The 17,120-nt window shown below is 71.0% G+C and carries 16 protein-coding genes; 7 read left to right on the forward strand and 9 right to left on the reverse strand.

The annotated features are described in order from the left end of the window. The first annotated feature begins 6 nt into the window (after positions 1 to 6). From DFH01_RS20875 to DFH01_RS20885, 3 genes are read left to right on the forward strand one after another with little or no spacing between them, the layout of a single operon-like run. Positions 7 to 1,359 (forward strand): 8-oxoguanine deaminase, encoded by a 1,353-nt coding sequence (locus tag DFH01_RS20875; RefSeq protein WP_109872456.1) that lies wholly within the window; start codon positions 7 to 9, stop codon positions 1,357 to 1,359. A gap of 47 nt (positions 1,360 to 1,406) precedes the next feature. Next, the gene (kce, locus tag DFH01_RS20880) at positions 1,407 to 2,342 is read left to right on the forward strand and encodes a 3,5-dioxohexanoate:acetyl-CoA acetone transferase (protein ID WP_109872457.1); all 936 of its coding nucleotides are present in this window, start codon (positions 1,407 to 1,409) and stop codon (positions 2,340 to 2,342) included. 13 nt (positions 2,343 to 2,355) lie between these two features. Further along, complete coding sequence (locus DFH01_RS20885; protein ID WP_109872458.1) at positions 2,356 to 3,966, forward strand: FAD-dependent oxidoreductase; 1,611 nt, start codon at positions 2,356 to 2,358, stop codon at positions 3,964 to 3,966. A 1-nt stretch (position 3,967) separates the two neighbouring features. Here the strand turns inward: DFH01_RS20885 and DFH01_RS20890 are convergent, their stop codons facing one another. From DFH01_RS20890 to DFH01_RS20905, 4 genes are read right to left on the reverse strand one after another with little or no spacing between them, the layout of a single operon-like run. Then, a complete protein-coding gene (locus DFH01_RS20890; protein ID WP_109872459.1) occupies positions 3,968 to 4,951 on the reverse strand; it encodes an ABC transporter ATP-binding protein in 984 nt (327 codons plus the stop codon). Continuing rightward, the gene (locus DFH01_RS20895; protein WP_109872460.1) at positions 4,948 to 5,919 is read right to left on the reverse strand and encodes an ABC transporter ATP-binding protein; all 972 of its coding nucleotides are present in this window, start codon (positions 5,917 to 5,919) and stop codon (positions 4,948 to 4,950) included. Before DFH01_RS20895 ends, DFH01_RS20890 begins: the two co-directional genes overlap by 4 nt. Further along, entirely contained in the window at positions 5,916 to 6,788 is an 873-nt protein-coding gene (locus tag DFH01_RS20900) for an ABC transporter permease (protein WP_109872461.1), read from the reverse strand. Before DFH01_RS20900 ends, DFH01_RS20895 begins: the two co-directional genes overlap by 4 nt. Further along, complete coding sequence (locus DFH01_RS20905; protein WP_109872462.1) at positions 6,785 to 7,762, reverse strand: ABC transporter permease; 978 nt, start codon at positions 7,760 to 7,762, stop codon at positions 6,785 to 6,787. The genes DFH01_RS20900 and DFH01_RS20905 overlap by 4 nt, the downstream gene beginning before the upstream one ends. A gap of 83 nt (positions 7,763 to 7,845) precedes the next feature. Between DFH01_RS20905 and DFH01_RS20910 the strand changes: the two genes are divergently transcribed. The 4 genes from DFH01_RS20910 to DFH01_RS20925 are packed head-to-tail and all read left to right on the forward strand — an operon-like array spanning position 7,846 to position 12,587. Continuing rightward, positions 7,846 to 9,426 carry an ABC transporter substrate-binding protein gene (locus tag DFH01_RS20910; RefSeq protein ID WP_109872463.1) on the forward strand — a complete coding sequence of 527 codons (1,581 nt, stop codon included), beginning with the start codon at positions 7,846 to 7,848 and terminating at the stop codon, positions 9,424 to 9,426. A gap of 46 nt (positions 9,427 to 9,472) precedes the next feature. Further along, entirely contained in the window at positions 9,473 to 10,180 is a 708-nt protein-coding gene (locus tag DFH01_RS20915) for a creatininase family protein (RefSeq protein WP_109872464.1), read from the forward strand. Further along, positions 10,165 to 11,184 carry a ketopantoate reductase family protein gene (locus tag DFH01_RS20920; RefSeq protein WP_109872465.1) on the forward strand — a complete coding sequence of 340 codons (1,020 nt, stop codon included), beginning with the start codon at positions 10,165 to 10,167 and terminating at the stop codon, positions 11,182 to 11,184. The genes DFH01_RS20915 and DFH01_RS20920 overlap by 16 nt, the downstream gene beginning before the upstream one ends. Then, on the forward strand, positions 11,181 to 12,587 hold the full coding sequence (locus DFH01_RS20925) for a M20/M25/M40 family metallo-hydrolase (RefSeq protein ID WP_109872466.1): 1,407 nt from the start codon (positions 11,181 to 11,183) through the stop codon (positions 12,585 to 12,587). The genes DFH01_RS20920 and DFH01_RS20925 overlap by 4 nt, the downstream gene beginning before the upstream one ends. A 7-nt stretch (positions 12,588 to 12,594) precedes the next feature. Here the strand turns inward: DFH01_RS20925 and DFH01_RS20930 are convergent, their stop codons facing one another. Genes DFH01_RS20930 through gnd form a run of 5 tightly spaced genes read right to left on the reverse strand, consistent with a single transcriptional unit; the run spans position 12,595 to position 17,112 of the window. After that, complete coding sequence (locus DFH01_RS20930) at positions 12,595 to 14,004, reverse strand: bifunctional serine/threonine-protein kinase/universal stress protein (protein WP_109872467.1); 1,410 nt, start codon at positions 14,002 to 14,004, stop codon at positions 12,595 to 12,597. A gap of 2 nt (positions 14,005 to 14,006) precedes the next feature. Continuing rightward, a complete protein-coding gene (locus tag DFH01_RS20935; protein WP_109872468.1) occupies positions 14,007 to 14,747 on the reverse strand; it encodes a metallophosphoesterase family protein in 741 nt (246 codons plus the stop codon). Positions 14,748 to 14,750: 3 nt separating this feature from the next. Beyond that, positions 14,751 to 15,665, reverse strand: a complete 915-nt coding sequence (locus DFH01_RS20940) for a dihydrodipicolinate synthase family protein (RefSeq protein ID WP_109872469.1) — start codon at positions 15,663 to 15,665, stop codon at positions 14,751 to 14,753. Further along, complete coding sequence (locus tag DFH01_RS20945) at positions 15,662 to 16,165, reverse strand: gluconokinase (RefSeq protein WP_109872470.1); 504 nt, start codon at positions 16,163 to 16,165, stop codon at positions 15,662 to 15,664. Before DFH01_RS20945 ends, DFH01_RS20940 begins: the two co-directional genes overlap by 4 nt. Next, complete coding sequence (gnd, locus tag DFH01_RS20950) at positions 16,162 to 17,112, reverse strand: phosphogluconate dehydrogenase (NAD(+)-dependent, decarboxylating) (protein ID WP_109872471.1); 951 nt, start codon at positions 17,110 to 17,112, stop codon at positions 16,162 to 16,164. The genes DFH01_RS20945 and gnd overlap by 4 nt, the downstream gene beginning before the upstream one ends. Positions 17,113 to 17,120 lie beyond the last annotated feature (8 nt).

Here is a 17,120-nt window from a genome sequence, read left to right on the forward strand (position 1 = left end):
CGCGCGATGGCGTCAGGGCTGCTGCTGCGCAAGGCCGAGGTGGTGGTGACGATGGACGCCACGCGGCGGGAGCTGCGCGGCGGCTGGGTGCATATGGTGGGCGATGCCATCGCCGCGCTCGGTGACGCCGCGACGCCGCCGCCCAAGGCCGCGGAGACGCTGGACCTGACCGGCCATGTGCTGATGCCCGGCCTCGTCAACACGCATCACCACATGTTCCAGAGCCTGACGCGCGCCCTGCCCGCCGCGCAGGATGCGGAGCTGTTCGACTGGCTCTCCGCGCTCTACCCGGTTTGGTCGCGCCTGACGCCCGATGCGCTGCGCATCGCCGCGACAACGGCGATGGCCGAGCTGATGCTGTCCGGCTGCACCACCGCCTCTGACCACCACTACATCTTCCCGAATGGCTGCCGCCTGGACGACACGATCGAGGCGGCGGCGACCATCGGCCTGCGCTTCCACGCCACGCGCGGCGCGATGAGCCTCGGCCAGTCGCAGGGCGGCCTTCCCCCCGATGCCGTGGTCGAAGACGAACAAGAAATCCTGCGCGATATGGAGCGGGTGGCGGCGCGGTTCCACGATGCTGCGCCGCGCTCGATGCTCCGCATCGGCATCGCGCCCTGCTCGCCCTTCTCCGTCACGCGGGAGCTGATGCGCGATGCCGCCGACTTCGCCCGTGCGCGCGGCCTGCGCCTGCACACGCATCTGGCCGAGAACGACAAGGACATCGACTTCACGCGCGAGCGCTTCCGCTGCACGCCCGCGGAATACGCGGAAGAGCTCGGCTGGGTCGGGCCGGATGTGTGGCACGCGCACTGCGTGAAGCTCGATGCGCCCGGCATCGCGCTCTTCGCGCGCACCGGCACCGGCGTCGCGCATTGTCCCTGTTCCAACATGCGGCTCGCTTCCGGCATCGCGCCGATTCCGGCGATGCGCGCGGCCGGCGTGCTCGTGGGCCTCGGCGTGGACGGATCGGCCTCCAACGATGCCGGGCATCTGCTCGGCGAGGCGCGGCAGGCGATGCTGCTGGCACGCGTCGGCCACGGGCCGGCGGCGATGACCGCGCGGGAGGCGCTGGAGATCGCGACCCTCGGCGGCGCGCGCGTGCTCGGCCGCGACGACATCGGCGCGCTGGCGCCGGGCATGGCCGCCGACCTCGTCGCCTTCGACCTCGGCGCGCTCGACCATGCCGGCGCGCATCACGACCCCGTGGCGGCGCTGGTCTTCTGCACGCCGGCCCGCGCCGCGCTCTCCGTCATCAACGGCCGCATCGTGGTCCGCGAAGGCCGCCTGCTGACGCTGGACGAGCGCGCCCATGCCGCCGCGCATCGGGAGGCCGCCAGGCGGCTTGCCGAGTAGCCCCGGCCCGGCCACCCTGCGGCCCGCGAAATTCGGGAGGGGCCCGCATGGCCGGCAAGCTGGACCGCAAGGTCATCATCACCTGCGCTGTCACCGGCGCGATCCACACGCCTTCCATGTCGCCGCACCTACCCGTCACGGCGCAGGAGATCGCGGATGCCGCGATCGGCGCGGCGGAGGCGGGTGCGGCCATCGTCCACCTGCACGCGCGCGACCCGAAGGACGGCCGCCCGGACCAGTCGCCGGAAGCCTTCGAGCCCTTCCTCCGCGTCATCAAGCAGCGCTCGGATTGCGTGGTGAACCTGACCACCGGCGGCGCGCCGACCATGACCATCCAGCAGCGCGTCGCCCCCGCCGCGCAGTTCAAGCCGGAGGTCGCCTCGCTGAACATGGGCTCGATGAATTTCGGCCTGTTCGGCATGCTGAACCGCTTCAAGTCGTTCAAGCACCAGTGGGAGGCCGACTACCTCGCCAACAAGGACATCGTCTTCCGCAACAGCTTCGCCGACATCGAGTACATCCTGACCACCTGCGCCGAGAACGACACCCGCTTCGAGTTCGAGTGCTACGACACGGCGCACCTCTACAATCTCAAGTATTTTCTCGACCGCGGCCTGGTGAAGCCGCCGCTGTTCATCCAGACGGTCTTCGGCATCCAGGGCGGCATCGGCAGCCACCCGGAGGACGTGCTGCACATGAAGCGCACCGCCGACCGGCTGTTCGGCGACGCCTATCGCTGGTCCGTGCTCGGCGCCGGCGCCTCGCAGTTGCGGGTCGCGGCGACGGCCGCGGCGATGGGCGGCAACGTCCGCGTGGGGCTGGAGGACAGCCTCTGGGCCGGGCCGGGCAAGCTCGCGGAGAGCAACGCGGAGCAGGTGCGCCTCGCGCGGCAGATCATCGAGGGGCTCGGCATGCAGGTCGCCACGCCCGATGAGGCGCGCGAGATCTTGAGCCTCAAGGGCGGGGACAAGGTCGCGTTCTGAAACGGGCTGCTTCATGCAGCATGAGACGGATGCCCTCGTCCTCGGCTCCGGCGCGGCGGGTCTGACCGCCGCGCTGACCGCCGCCGCGGCGGGGCTCCGCGTGACAGTGCTGGAGAAGACCGACCGGCTCGGCGGCACCAGCGCCATGTCGGGTGCCGGCACCTGGATTCCCGCCAACCACCATGCCGAGGCCGCCGGCATTGCCGACAGCGCCGAGGAAGCGCTCGCCTATATCCGCGCCGCCGCGCCGGAGGGCTGGGCGGCGCGCGAGGACGCGCTGTGGCAGCGCCTGGTGGAAGCCGGGCCGCAGATGCTGCGCTTCGTCGAACGGAAGACGCCGCTGCGCTTCGCGCTGACGCCGGAAGGCGATCCGCTGCGCGACCTGCCCGGCGCCAAGGCGCGCGGCCGCATGCTCTCGCCCTTGCCGCTCAGCCGCTGGCGCGCGGGGCGATTCGCGCTGCGCATCCGGAAGTCCACCATCCCGGAACTCTTCACCTATCACGAGGCGGTGGAGACCGATCTCTACCACCATCCCGGCCGCACCGCGGCGCAACTCTGGCCACGGCTGCTGTGGCGCCTGCTGACCAACACGCGCGGCAAGGGCACGGCGCTGGTCACCGGCCTGTTGCGCGGATGCCTCGACGCCGGCGTGCGGATCGAGACGGACGCGCACGCCCTGGAGCTGACGCAGGAGGAAAGCGGCGAGGTCACCGGCGCACTGGTGGAACAGCGCGGGGCGTTGCATCGCGTGACGGCGCGGCGCGGCGTGGTGATCGCAACCGGCGGGTTCGAATGGGACCCCGAACTGCTGGCGGAGCATTTCCCAGGCCCGGTGGACTATCTCGGCAGCCCGCCCTCCAACACCGGCGACGGGCACCGCATGGCGGAAGCGGCCGGCGCCATGCTGGACCGGATGGACCAGGCGACGCTCACGCCGTCCATCCCCACGCGCCTCTGGGGCCGCATCCTGGCACGGCCCGTGCCGTTCCACACCGAGCCGAACGCAATCCTCGTCAACCGGCACGCCGCGCGCTTCGTGAACGAGCTGCGCTTCAATATCGGCGAGTCGATGGATGCGCGCGACACATCCGGCGCACCGGTGCACCTGCCCTGCTGGGTGATCAGCGATGCGCGGCTGCTGGACCGCCTGCCGCCCGCGCGTTGGGCGACACGTGCCGATCCCGGCTGGCTGCGCCAGGCGGGCAGCATCGCGGAACTCGCCGCGACGATCGGCCTCGATCCCGCTGCGCTGGAACAGACCGTCACGCGCTACAACGCCGCCTGCGCGGCGGGGCGCGATGCGGCGTTCGGCCGGCCCTCCGCCGCCGATGCCGCGGCCTCCGGCGACAAGCGCCGGCGCGGCGGGCTGGAGGCGATCACGCAGGCACCCTTCCTGGCCATGCCCTTCAACCGCTCGATCCTCGGCACCAAGGGCGGCCCGCGCACCAACGAGAATGCGGAGGTGCTGCGCCCGGACGGCAGCGTCATCCCCGGCCTCTTCGCTGCCGGCGCGTCCAGCGCGAACCCGATCGGCACGCGCGGCGTCGGCACCGGCACGACGATCGGCCCCTACATGACCTGGGGCTATGTCGCGGGCCAGTCGCTCGCGCGGCGGAACACCTGACCTATGCGTGGTGGCACGCGACCAGCGTGCCGTCCTCCCGCGCGGTCAGCGGCGGGCGTTCGCGCCGGCACAGCTCGGTCGCCTTCGGGCAACGCGGGTTGAAGGCGCAGCCCGGCGGCGGCGAGAGCGGCGAGGGCAATTCGCCGCTGATCGGCTTGAAGCTCAGCCCCTCATTGCCGCCCAGCATCAGCTTCGGCACGGAATCGAGCAGCCCCTGCGTGTAGGGATGCCGCGGCGCGGCATAGACCTTCGCCGCCTCGCCCATCTCCACGATGCGGCCGAGATACATCACCGCCACGCGGTCGCTGACATGCCGCACGACGGACAGGTCGTGCGAGATGAACAGGCAGGTCAGGCCGAGCTGCTGCCGCAGGTCGAGGAACAGGTTGAGGATCTGCGCCTGGATGGACACGTCCAGCGAGGCCACGGGCTCGTCGCAGACCAGCACCTCCGGCTGCATCGCCAGCGCGCGCGCGATGGCCACGCGCTGCCGCTGCCCGCCGGAGAACTGGTGCGGGAAGCGGGTGGCGAAGGCGGGGTCGAGGCCTACGCGGGAAAGCCATTCCGCCACCATCGCCGGCGCGTTCGCGCGCGTGACGAGACCGTGCGAGATCGGCCCTTCCGCGATCGTGTCGCCGATGCGGATGCGCGGATTGAGCGAGGCGTTGGGGTCCTGGAACACCGTCTGGATGCGCGTGGTCGTCTTGTGCTTGCCGCGCATCGGCGAGGCGCCGGAAAGCCGCACCGCGCCTTCGCTCGGCGGCAGGATGCCGGCCAGCATCCGCCCGAGCGTGGACTTGCCGCAGCCCGATTCGCCCACCAGCCCAAGCGTCTCGCCCTGTTGCACCTGCAGCGACACATCCGTCACGGCCTGCACGGCGCGGCGATCCACCTTCGCACCCAGCAGGCCGGCGATGCGGTCGCCCAGCGTGACGCGGGGCGAGAAGCGGCGCGTGACGTGCTCCGCGGTCAGGATCGCGCTCATGCGGCCGCCATCTCCAGCGGATGGTGGCACAGCGCCATCCGCCCCGGCTGCGTCACCACCGGCGGGTCGCTGCGGCATATGTCGGTGGCACGCGGGCAGCGCGGCGCGAAGGGACAGCCCGGCGGCAGCGACAGCAGGGATGGCGTGCTGCCCGGAATCTGGTTCAGCTTCTCGCCGGGCCGCGCCATGGCCGGCAGGCTGTCCAGCAGGCCGCGCGTATAGGGATGCAAGGGCGCGCGCAGCACGGAAGCGACCGGCCCGCTCTCCACGATGCGCCCGGCATACATCACCAGCACGCGGTCGGCGAGCGAAGAGACCGTCGCCAGGTCGTGGCTGATCCAGATCAGCGCCGTGCCCGACTGCTTCGCCAGCTGCTTCATCTCCGCCAGGATCTGCGCCTGGATGGAGACATCCAGCGCCGTGGTCGGCTCATCCGCGATGATCAGCTCCGGCCCGTGCAGCAGGGCGGTGGCGATCGCCACGCGCTGGCGCATGCCCCCGGAGAATTCGTGCGGATAGGCATCCAGCCGCGCCGCCGCATCGGGAATGCCGACGCGGGTCAGCGTGCGCGCGGCCAGGTCGCGCGCCGCGCGCTCGCTGCCGCCGCCATGCGCCTGCACCGCCAGCGCCATCTGCGCCCCGATCGTCAGCACCGGATTGAGCGTCGCCGCCGGATCCTGGAAGACCATGGCGATGCGCTTCCCACGCAGCGCACGCATCCGATCCGGCGCCAGGCCCACCAGTTCCTGCCCGTCGAAGCGGATCGAGCCGGAGACGATGCGGCCCGGCGGGTCCACCAGCCCGATCAGCGAGAATCCCGTCACGGATTTCCCCGATCCCGATTCGCCCACCAGCCCCAGGATCTCGCCGCGTTCCAGCGTGAAGGAGACGCCCTCCACCGCCTTCACCACGCCGGCGCGCGTGAGGAAATGCGTGCGGAGCTGAGCGACTTCGAGGAGCGCACTCATCGCCGCAATCTCGGGTTGAACTGGTCACGCAGCTGATCGCCGACCACGTTGATGGCGACGATCAGCACGATCAGCGCGATGCCTGGATAGACCGAGATCCAGGTCCGTCCGCTCATCATGTATTGGAAGCCATTGGCGATCAGCATGCCCAGGGAAGGTTCGGTGGGCGGCAATCCGAGGCCGAGGAACGAAAGAGTCGCCTCCAGCGCGATGGCGTTCGCCACCTGCACCGTGCCGACCACGATCAGCGGCGGCAGGCAGTTCGGCAGGATGTGGCGGAACACCACGCGGCGGCCGGGCAGCGGCGTGGCGCGCGCGGCCTCCACATAGTCCTTCTGCCGCTCCGCCGTCGCCGCGCCATAGGCCGTGCGGGCGAAATAGGCGTATTGCGCCGTGACAAGCGCGATGATCAGCGGCACCCGGCCCTGCCCGAGCACCGCCACCAGCACCAGCGCCAGAAGGATCGCGGGGAAGGAGAGCTGCAGGTCCACCAGGCGCATGATCCCCGCCTCGACCTTGCCGCCGGCATGCGCGGCCAGCACGCCGAGCAGCGTGCCGATGGTCAGCGCGACCGCGCCCGCCGCGATGCCCATCTGCAGCGAGATGCGCAGCCCGTAGAGGATGGCGGAGAACAGGTCCCTGCCCTGCGCATCCGTCCCGAGCCAGTGCACATAGCCATCCGAGCCGACGAAGCCGGGCGGACGCCTTGCGTTCGCCAGTTCGAGATTCGCCAGGTCGTAGGGGTCCTGCGGCGCAATCCAGGGCGCGAACAGCGCCGCCGCGACGATGATCGCCACCACGGCCAGCGCGACGACGGCGATCCAGTTCTCGCGGTACTCCTGCCAGAAGGCCGAGAGGGCCGGGCTCATGCCGCGCGTCCTCCTCGCCGGAGTCGCGGATCGAGCAGCGCGTAGGTCAGGTCCACGACCAAGTTTATCGTCACGAACAGGAAGGCCACCAGCACCAGGTAGCCGACCATCACCGGCCGATCGAGCGAGGTGATCGAATCGATGATCAGCTTGCCCACGCCCGGCCAGGAAAAGATCGTCTCCGTCACCACGGCGAACGCGAGCGTGGAGCCGAATTCCAGCCCGAACACCGTGACCAGCGGAATCGAGATCAGCCGCAGGACGTGCCGGCGCAGGATGGTGAGTTCCGAAAGCCCCGCCGCGCGGGCGAACTTCACCGTGTCCGACAGCATCACCTCCCGCGTGCCGGCGCGGGAGAGGCGGATCATCATCGCCAGCTTGAACAGGCTGAGGTTCAGCGCCGGCAGCAGCAGGAATTGCAGCCCTTCCCAGGTCAGGAACGACCAGCCGACACCCAGCACCTCCACCGTCGGCCCGCGGTCGCCGGCGGGCAGCCAATCGAGGTTCACCGCGAAGGTCAGGATCAGGATCAGCCCGATCCAGAAGGTCGGCACGGAAAAACCCAGCACGGAAAACGCCATGATCCCGCGCGACAGCGGGCTTTCCGGCCGGTATCCGGCATAGACGCCAAGCGGGATGCCGATGAAGGCGCCGATCAGCACCGAGGCCAGCGCCAGTTCGAGCGTCGCGGGCAGCCGGCTGAAAACCAGGTCCGTCACCGGGATGTTCAGCACGAAAGAGGTTCCGAGGTCGCCCCGCAGCAACCGCCCGAGGAAGGCCAGGTACTGCTGCCATAGCGGCAGGTCCAGGCCGTAGTGGCGGATCGCCGCCTCGCGGATGTCCTGCGTGGCATCGGGCGAGATCAGCACGTCGATCGGGTTGCCGATGGCGTAGACGCCGACGAAGACCAGCGCCGACATCGCCAGCATGACGAGGGCGGCCTGGAGCAGGCGCTGGATGATGTAGCCGAGCATTGGCCCGAGTATCGGGGCATGGACAGCGGGCGCAAGCCATACCTAGCATGGGGATGACGGAAAGCCCTCGGGAGAACGGAACCATGCGCCGACACTTGCTCGCCTTCGCCGCAGCCTCTGCCCTGATCGGAGGCGGCGCCGCGGCCCAGAACCTGACCATGGGCGTCATCGCCGGGCCGGAGAGCATGGACCCGCACTACACCGCCACCGGGACCCACTCCGAGGCGCTGAAGCATGTCTTCGACACGCTGACCCATTCGGGCGACCGGCTGCAGATCGAGCCCGGGCTGGCGGAATCCTGGCGAATCGTGAACCCCACCACCTGGGAGTTCAGGCTGCGCCGCGGGGTGAAGTTCCATGACGGCTCCGACATGACGGCGGAGGACGTGGCGAGCTCCATCCGCCGGATGCAGACGCTCTCCGGTCCCAACCCGACCAGCATCTATGTTCGCCGCGTGCGCGAGACGCGGATCGTGGATCCCCACACCATCCAGGTCGTCACCGACGGCCCTGCACCCACGCTGCCCAACGACTTCATCCGCCTTTTCGTCACCTCGACGCGGGCCACAGCCGGCCTGACGCCGGAGAACTCCAACGAGGCCTTCAACAGCGGCCGGGTCACCATCGGCACCGGCCCATACCGCTACGTCTCCTGGACGCCGCGCGAGCAGTTCACGGTGGAGCGCAACGACGCCTACTGGGGCGACCGCCCGCATTGGGGCCGCGTGGTCCGGCGCGAGCTGTCCAACCCTGCCGCGCGCGTGGCGCAGCTGCGCACCGGCCAGGTGGACATGATCGTCCGCGTGCCGGCCGCGGATGTGCAGACGCTGGAGCGCGACCGCAACATCTCCGTGGTGAAGGCCGAGACAGTCTATGTGTTCAACCTGGCACTCGACCAACGGGAGAACACGCCGCAGGTCACGGCACGCGACGGATCGCGCCTGGCGGCGAACCCCTATCGCGACCCGCGCGTGCGTGAGGCGATCGACCTCGCCATCGACCGCCGCGCACTGGCCGAGGTGGCGATGGAAGGCCTCGGCACGCCGCAGAGCCAGATGGTGACGCCCGGCATCTTCGGCTACAATCCGAATATCCAGATCCCCACGCCGAACGTGGCGCGCGCCCGCCAGCTTCTGGCCGAGGCCGGCTATCCGAACGGCTTCCGCATGGTGCTGAACTTCAGCAACAACCGCCTGCCCGGCGATGCCGGCGTCGGCACGGGAATCACCCAGATGCTGGCGCGCATCGGGCTGGAGGTGCAGGCGGCCGGCCAGCCCGCCGCGGTGATCTTCCCCGCCCGCGCGCGCGGCGAGCTCTCCAACATCATGGCCGGGTGGGGCACGCTGACCGGCGAGGCGAACTACTACTACGCCGCCAACGCCCACACGAACGACCGGGAGAAGCGGCTCGGCGCGTTCAACTGGACCGGCTACTCCAACCCTGAGCTGGACGCCCTCATCCAGGCCGCGAATGTCGAGCTGGACGACAAGAAGCGCGAGGAGCTGCTGCAGCGGATCGGCGCGATCTACACCTCCGAGCGGATCGCGATCCCGATCGCGGCCGTGGGCTCCGCCTGGGCGATGCGGCGCGACCGCGTGAGCCTGCGCGTCGGCCGCAGCGACGAGGAGACCTATGCGTGGGACGTGCTGCCGGCCTCCCGATGAGCGCGGCATCGATGGTGCGCGAGACTGATCCGGGCAGCATGCCCTGATGCGGATCGCGGACGCGAACTGGCGCGACATCGAGGACTACCTCGCGCGTGACGACCGCTGCGTGCTGCCCTTCGGCAGCACGGAGCAGCATGCCGGCCTCTCGCTCTGCGTGGACGCGATCCTGGCGGAGCGGGTGGCGGTCGAGGCGGCGGAGCCGCTGGGCGTGCCGGTCTATCCGGCGATGCCCTTCGGCCTCGCGCCCTACTTTGCTTCCTTCCCCGGCAGCGTCTCGCTGCGGGTGGAGACGCTGCTCGCCGTGGCGCGGGACCTGATCGAGAGTGCCGCGGGCTCGGGCTTCCGGCGCATCCTCATCGTCAACGGGCATGGCGGCAATGCGCCGGTCGGCGCGCTGGCGCTGCAGATGATGACCGAGCGGCCGGAACTCTCGATCAAGTTCCACAACTGGTACAACGCGCCGCGTACCTGGGCCGCGGCCATGGCGGCCGATGCCTCGGCCAGCCACGGGAACTGGTTCGAGAATTTTCCCTGGACGCGGCTGGCCCATGCGCCGGCTCCGGACGGCCGCAAGCCGCAGGTCAACACGGCGCTGATGAAGGCCTCGCCCCCCGTGAAGGTGCGGGAGATGCTGCAGGACGGCTCCTTCGGCGGGCCGTGGCAGCTGCCGGATGTTGTGACACAGGCGATCTGGGACACCGGCGTCGCCGAGACTCGCGAAGCGCTGGAGGGCCCATGGCCGACCCGATAGTCATCTGGGGCGCTGGCGCCATTGGCGGCACGCTCGGCGCCTACTGGGCGCGTGCGGGCCATGACGTGCTGCTGGTGGACACGGTGAAGGAGCATGTCGAGGCCTGCCGCACCAAGGGCCTCACCATCTTCGGTCCCATCGAGGAATTCACGGTGGTCATCCCCGCCGTGACGCCGGAGGAGTTGACCGGCACCTATTCGCGCATCGTGCTGGCGGTGAAGGCGCAGGCGACGAAGGTCGCGCTGCCCATGCTGGCACCGCATCTGAAGCCGGACGGCTTCGTCTTCTCGGCGCAGAACGGGCTGAACGAGATCGAGATCGCGGAAGCCGTGGGCGCCGAGCGCACTATGGGGTGCTTCGTGAATTTCAGCGCCGACTGGCATGAGCCCGGCCGCATCCTGTTCGGCGGGCGCAGCGCCGTGGTGGTGGGCGAGATCGACGGCTCGATCCGCGACCGCACGCGCGCGATGCACGAGCTCTGCAGGATCTTCGAGCCGGATGCGATCCTGACGGAGGACATCTGGGGCTATCTCTGGGGCAAGATGTCCTATGGCGCCATGCTGTTCGCGACCGCGCTGAACCACGATTCGATGACCGCCAACTTCGCCGATCCCGCCCGCTTCCCGGCCTGGCTGGCGCTCGGGCGGGAGGTGGTGGCGGTCGCGCTCGCCCGCGGCGTCACGCCCCGCGGCTTCGGGCAATACGATCCGATGGCCTTCGCGCCCGGCCGCGACGTGGCGGAGGCGCATCGCGCCGTGGACTGGCTGCGCGACTTCAACGCGCCGAACGCCAAGACCCATTCCGGCATCTGGCGCGACCTCGCGGTACGCAAGCGCAAGACCGAGGCCGGCGCACAACTCAACGTCGTGCCGAAGCTCGCCGCCGAGCTCGGTATCCCCACGCCCGCACTGAACGCGGTCGGGCGGCTGATCGCCGACATCGAGGAAGGCCGGCGCGAGCAGTCGGCCGAGACCTTCGGGGAACTGATGAAGGCGATCTCTTGACCGACCCCGTCATCGCGCGGCTGCTGCAGGACCGCGCCGGCTTCGTCGCGCGGCTCGCGGAACTCGTCGCCTGCCGCTCCGTCTCCACCGATCCCGCCTATGCCGAGGGCATGGCGGCGGCGCGCGCCTGGTGGTGCCGGCGCCTTGCCGCGATGGGCTTCCGCGATGTCGGCGAGATCGCCGCGGGCGGGCACCCCGCGGTCACGGCGCGTTGGCACGGCGCGGGGCCGGATGCACCGACGCTGCTGGTCTACGGCCACTACGATGTGCAGCCCCCCGATCCGGTGGAGGCCTGGGCCTCGCCCCCCTTCGACCTCACCGCGCGCAACGGCCGCCTGCATGCGCGCGGCGTGTCCGACGACAAGGGGCCGTCGCTGCTCGCGCTCGAAGCGGTGGGCGCCTATCTCGCCGTGGAAGGGCAGCTGCCGGTGAATGTCACCGTGCTGCTGGAAGGCGAGGAGGAGATCGGCTCCCGCACCCTCGCCACGATGCTGCAAGGCAACCGCGACCGCTTCGCCGCCGATGCGGCGCTCTCCGCCGACGGCGCCCGCTGGCGCGCCGACCTGCCGACGATGACCATCGGCACGCGGGGCAACATGGCGACGGAGATCACGCTCCGCACCGCCGCGAAGGACCTGCATTCCGGCCGCTATGGCGGCGTCGCCCCGAACGCGCTGCATGCGATGGCGCGGCTGCTCGCGACGCTGCACGACGCGGAGGGCAACATCCTGGTCGCCGGCTTCGGGGAGGGTGCCGCGCTGGTGACGGAGGCCGACCGCGCCGCGCTCGCTGCGATCCCCTACGACGTCGCCGCGCATGACGCTTCCATCGGCATCGCGCCGAGCGGGCGCAGCAACGCCGAGTTCCTCGAACGGCTCTGGCTGCGCCCGACGCTCGACGTGAACGGGCTGTGGGGAGGCTATACCGGCGCGGGCGGCAAGACCGTGATCCCCGCCGAGGCGCACGCCAAGCTCTCGATGCGCCTGGTGCCAGGCCAGGTGCCGGCGAAGGTCGCCGCCGCGCTCGCGGTGCATCTGCGGGCGCATTGCCCGAAGGGCGCGACGCTGGACATCGCGCCGACCCGCGACGGCACGGTCGCGACGCTGCTGGAAGGCGACCATCCGCTGCTGGTAGCAGCGGAGGGCGCCCTAGAAGCGACCACCGGCCGCACGCCGCTCCGCGTGCGCATGGGCGCGACGCTACCGCTGACCGACATCGTGCAGCGGGTGCTCGGCATCGGCACGGTGATGTTCAGCTTCGCCACCGCGGACGAGGATTTCCACGCGCCGAACGAGAACTGGCGGGAGACCGCGATCGAGGAGGGCTTCGCCGCCTGGGTCGCGCTGCTGCGCGGGCTGGAGGGGAAATCCCGCGCGGACTTCGCCGCGTTCCGGCGGGAATAGGCGGCGCCTACTCCCCTTCCACCCGCGAGCGCACCACGGTCACGCTGCACGGCGCCTCGGCTGCGACCTCGGCCGAGACGCTGCCCAGCACGCGTCGCTTCAGCGACTGCGCGCGCGCGCCCATCACGATGTGGTCCACCCGGTTCGCCCGCGCATGATCCAGGATCGCCGCGGCCGGGTTCACCGCCTCCAGCACATGGAAGGTCGCGCGGCCTTCCGGCAGGCCAAGCGGCGCCGCCCAGTGCTTCAACTCCACCAGGCGCTGCAGATGCTTGTTGTTGCCCTGCTCGTCCAGCGTCATATCGAGCGCAATACGGTTCTGCCGCAGCACGTTGAGGCAGGCGAGCCGCGCCTCCGGCAGGGTCGCGAGGATGCGCCCCACGGTGCCGCGCAGCGCCGCCTGCAGCGCCGCATCCGGCTCGGAGAGGTCCACCGCCGCGATGACGATGGGCGCGGCCGCGCCGGCATCTTCCATCTCCGCACGCGTGCGCGCGAAGCGCGGCTGGTGGTCCGGGTGGAACCGGCGCTGGATGGTGCGCGCCCAGCCGTCGCGCCGCTCCTTCCGCGCCCGCGCCGTCAGCGCCACCTGTCCGGGATGGCGCAGGTCGAAGGCGAGTTGCGCGGCGGTCGGGTGGCGACGCTCCGGCTGCACTTCCAGGCAGCGCAGGATCACTTCCTGCAGCCAGTCGGGACAATCCTTGCGCAGCCGCCTCGGCGGCTGCGGATCGCGCCAGATCCGGCGCTTCAGGCCGCTCAGCCGCTGCGGATCGCCGAAGGGCCGCTCGCCCGTCGTGAAGAAATACAGCATGGCGCCAAGCGCGAAGAGGTCGCTGCGCGGTTCGCTGCGGATGCCCATCACCTGTTCCGGCGCCATGTAGGGCGCGGTGCCATAGGGCAGCCGGAACTCCTCCTCCATCAGGTCGGGCAGCAGCGCGTGGCGCGAGAGGCCGAAATCCACCAGCACCGCCTCGCCGCCCGGCCGCGTCAGGATGTTGGAGGGCTTCACGTCCAGATGGACCACATGCTGCCGGTGCAGCGAATCCAGCGCATCGGCCACCTTCGCGCCGATCTCCGCGATGCGCTCGATGGGCAGCGGCAGCGCCTCGATCAGCGGCAGCAGGCTGGGGCCGGCGATGCGCTCCATCGCCAGGTAGGGCTGCCGGTCGAAGCCGCCGGCGCCGGCGAAGCGCGGCACATGCGGGCCGGTGAGACGGGGCAGGATCATCTGCTCCATCTCGAAGGAGACGATCGCCGCCGGGTCCTCGCCTTCCGCCAGGCGCGGCACCTTCACCAGCAGGGGGAAGTCGTGCGCGGGATGCGTCGCCTCGAACAGCGCCGCCATGCCGCCGACATGCAGCCGCGCGCCGATGCGGAAGCCGTCGAGCTCCTGGCCTTCCTGCAGCATCTGCACCGCCATGCTCAGCGCCCCCGCGCCAGCCGCGCCGCCAGCCCTTCGGGCAGGCCCGCCGCGCGGATCTTTCGTGCCGCACCCTCGATGTCGTACGGCACGCGGAGGGTCGTGAGCTCGTTCGCCTCGGTGTCGAGCAGCGCATAGGCCGCGGCCGGGTTGCCGTCGCGCGGCTGGCCCACGGCGCCGACCACGGCCAGCCAGCGGCGCGGCCGCGTCAGCGGCACCGCGACCTCCGCCATCGGCCGATGCGCCGCGATCTTCGCCGTGGCGGTCAGCCCGTAGAGCGCCGGCACATGCACATGCCCGCAGAGCACGACGCGCGCGCGCACCGCCTCCAGCGCGGCGCGCGCATCCTCCGCGTCGCGCGTGTAGCGCCAGCGCGTCGGATGCTGGGCGTCGGCATGCACATAGAGCCGATCCTCCTCCTCAACCTCCATCGGCAGCGTGTCGAGGAAGCGCTTCGCCGCATCGTCCAGCACTGCGCGCGTCCAGGCGGCGGCCGCGCCGGCGTCGGACGTCATGCCGCCGCGATCCTCCACCGCCGCCTCGTCATGGTTGCCCTTGATGACGACCGCCCCGGCCTCGGCCAGTTCGCGCGTGCGCTGCACCGCCCAGACGGGATCCGCGCCGTAGCCCACTATGTCGCCCAGCAGCACCAGCCGCTGCGCGCCGCGGCGCGCCGCATCCGCCAGGCAGGCCTCGAAGGCCTCGCGGTTCGCGTGGATGTCGGAGAGGATCGCGACCCGCATCGCTCACCGTGCGCCGGGATAGGGGCCGAGCTCTGCCGCGAAGCGCCGCGCGCAATCCAGGCCGAAGGGCGTCGGCGCCAGCGCCGGCGGGCGCTCGATCACCTCGGGCAGGCCCATGCGCCAGCCCGTCATGCGCTTGCCGTAGCAGAGGAAGACCGCAACGCCCTGCATTGCGAAGGCGATCATCGGCGCGATGCGGCGATACTCGGCATCCGCGCCCGCGACATCGCCGCCGGCGAACAGGTCGTAGACCCGCGCCTGCACATCCGCGCATTCGGGCGCGGGGATCATGCCCGCGCAGCCCGCGCGCAGGCAGTCCGGCAGCTCGAGCCCGGCGCGGCCGTTGAACACCGTCAGCGCGCCGCCCGTCGCCTCGATCAGGCGCTGCACATCCACCGCGCTGTCCTCGGCCTTGATCAGCTTCACATTGGCATGGTTGCGCGCCAGCGCGGCGATGCCCGCGGTGGAGAGGCCGACGCCGATATAGGCCGCGGCATTCTGGATGCCGAGCGGGATGGCGCTGTGCCGGCCCACCAGCTCCGCGACGCGCCCGTACCACGCCACGTATTCCGCTTCCGGCAGGCCGCGTACCGGGGGCGGCTGCAGGATGATCCAGCTTGCGCCCAACGCCTCCGTGTCCAGGACGAACTGCGCCGCGTCCTCCGCCGTCGCCTCGGCGACGGTCACCGCGAGCGGCACGCGCCCGTTGATCTCCTCCGCGCTCCAGCGCACCACGTCGCGCTTCTCCGCCGGCGAGAGCTTGTTCACTTCCGTCGCGAGGCCCAGCACCGCCAGGCCATGCGCGCCGCCGGCCAGGCAGCAGCGCACCTGCCTCCGCATCGCCGCCTCGTCCAGCCGGCCATCGGCGCCGAAGAAGGCGTAGAGGATCGGGTAGATCCCGCGGAACTCCGTGCTCATCGTGCTTCCTCCCGCAGGGCGGCGATCGCTTCGTCCACCAGCGCATCCGGCGTCGCCGCGACGTCGAGCGTGATCACGCCTTCATCCGGCGTCGGCGTTTCGAGCGTCGCGAACTGGCTCGGCACCAGGCTCGCCGGCATGAAGTGTCCCTGCCGCGCCGCCTGCCGCGCGGCGACCAGCGCGACGTCGCCATGCAGGTGGACGAAGCGCAGGCCGGGCGCCGCGGCGCGCAGCCGGTCGCGATAGGCGCGCTTCAGTGCGGAGCAGGTCACGACGCAGCCGGTCCCGCAATGCGCCGCCAGATGCGCGCCGATGGCATCCAGCCAGGGCCAGCGGTCGTCGTCGGTCAGCGGCTGTCCCGCGCTCATCTTCGCGATGTTGGCGGGCGGATGGAACTCGTCGGCGTCGCGGAACAGCACGCCCAGGCGCTCCGCCAGCTTCGTGCCGACCGTGCTCTTGCCCGCGCCGGTGACGCCCATCACGACGACCAGCGCGCTCATTTCGGTTCGAGATGCCCACCGAAGGCATTCCGCATGGCGCTCAGCGCGCGGTCCGCGAAGGGTCCGTCCTGGCGGGAGCGGAAGCGCGCATAGAGCGCCGCCGAGAGCACCGGCGCCGGCACCGCGCTCTCGATCGCCGCCTGCACGGCCCAGCGCCCCTCGCCGGAATCGCCGACGCGGCCGGTGAAGCCCGAAAGCTCCCCGTCATGCGCCAGTGCCTGCGCCGTCAGGTCGAGCAGCCAGGACGCCACGACGGAACCACGCCGCCAGGCTTCCGTGATGTCCGGCACCGGAAGCTGCGCGTCATGCGCATGCAACAGTTCCAGCCCCTCCGCCATGGCCTGCATCATCCCGTATTCGATGGCGTTGTGGACCATCTTGGTGAAGTGCCCGGCGCCGTTCGGCCCGCAATGCACATAGCCCTGCGGCGGTCGCGGATCCGCGCCGGCATCGCGGCCCGGAGTGGGCGATGCAGCGATCTCGCCCGGCGCCAGCGCACGGAAGATCGGATCGAGCCGCGCCACGGCTTCCGCCGGCCCGCCGATCATCAGGCAGTAGCCGCGCGCCAGCCCCCACACGCCGCCTGATGTGCCGATGTCGAGGAAGTCCACGCCTTTTCCGCGCAGCATCGCGCCGCGGCGCTCCGCGTCCTTCCACATCCCATTGCCGCCATCGATCGCGACATCGCCCGGCGAGAGCAGCGTCGCGAGTTCCGCCAGCGCGCCTTCGGTCGCGTCGCCCGCGGGCAGCATCACCCAGACGGCGCGCGGCGGGGCGAGGCGCTTCACCAAGTCGGCCACGTCGGTCGCCGCCTCCGCCCCCTCCGCCGCCAGCGCGGCGACGGCCGCGGGATCGCGGTCCCACACCACGGCGCCGATCCCCGCCTTCGCCAGCCGCCGCACTAGATTGGCGCCCATCCGGCCGAGGCCGATCATCCCGAGGCGCATGCTTCCTC

The organism is Falsiroseomonas bella, from assembly GCF_003173615.1.
GTDB classification, from domain to species: domain Bacteria; phylum Pseudomonadota; class Alphaproteobacteria; order Acetobacterales; family Acetobacteraceae; genus Falsiroseomonas; species Falsiroseomonas bella.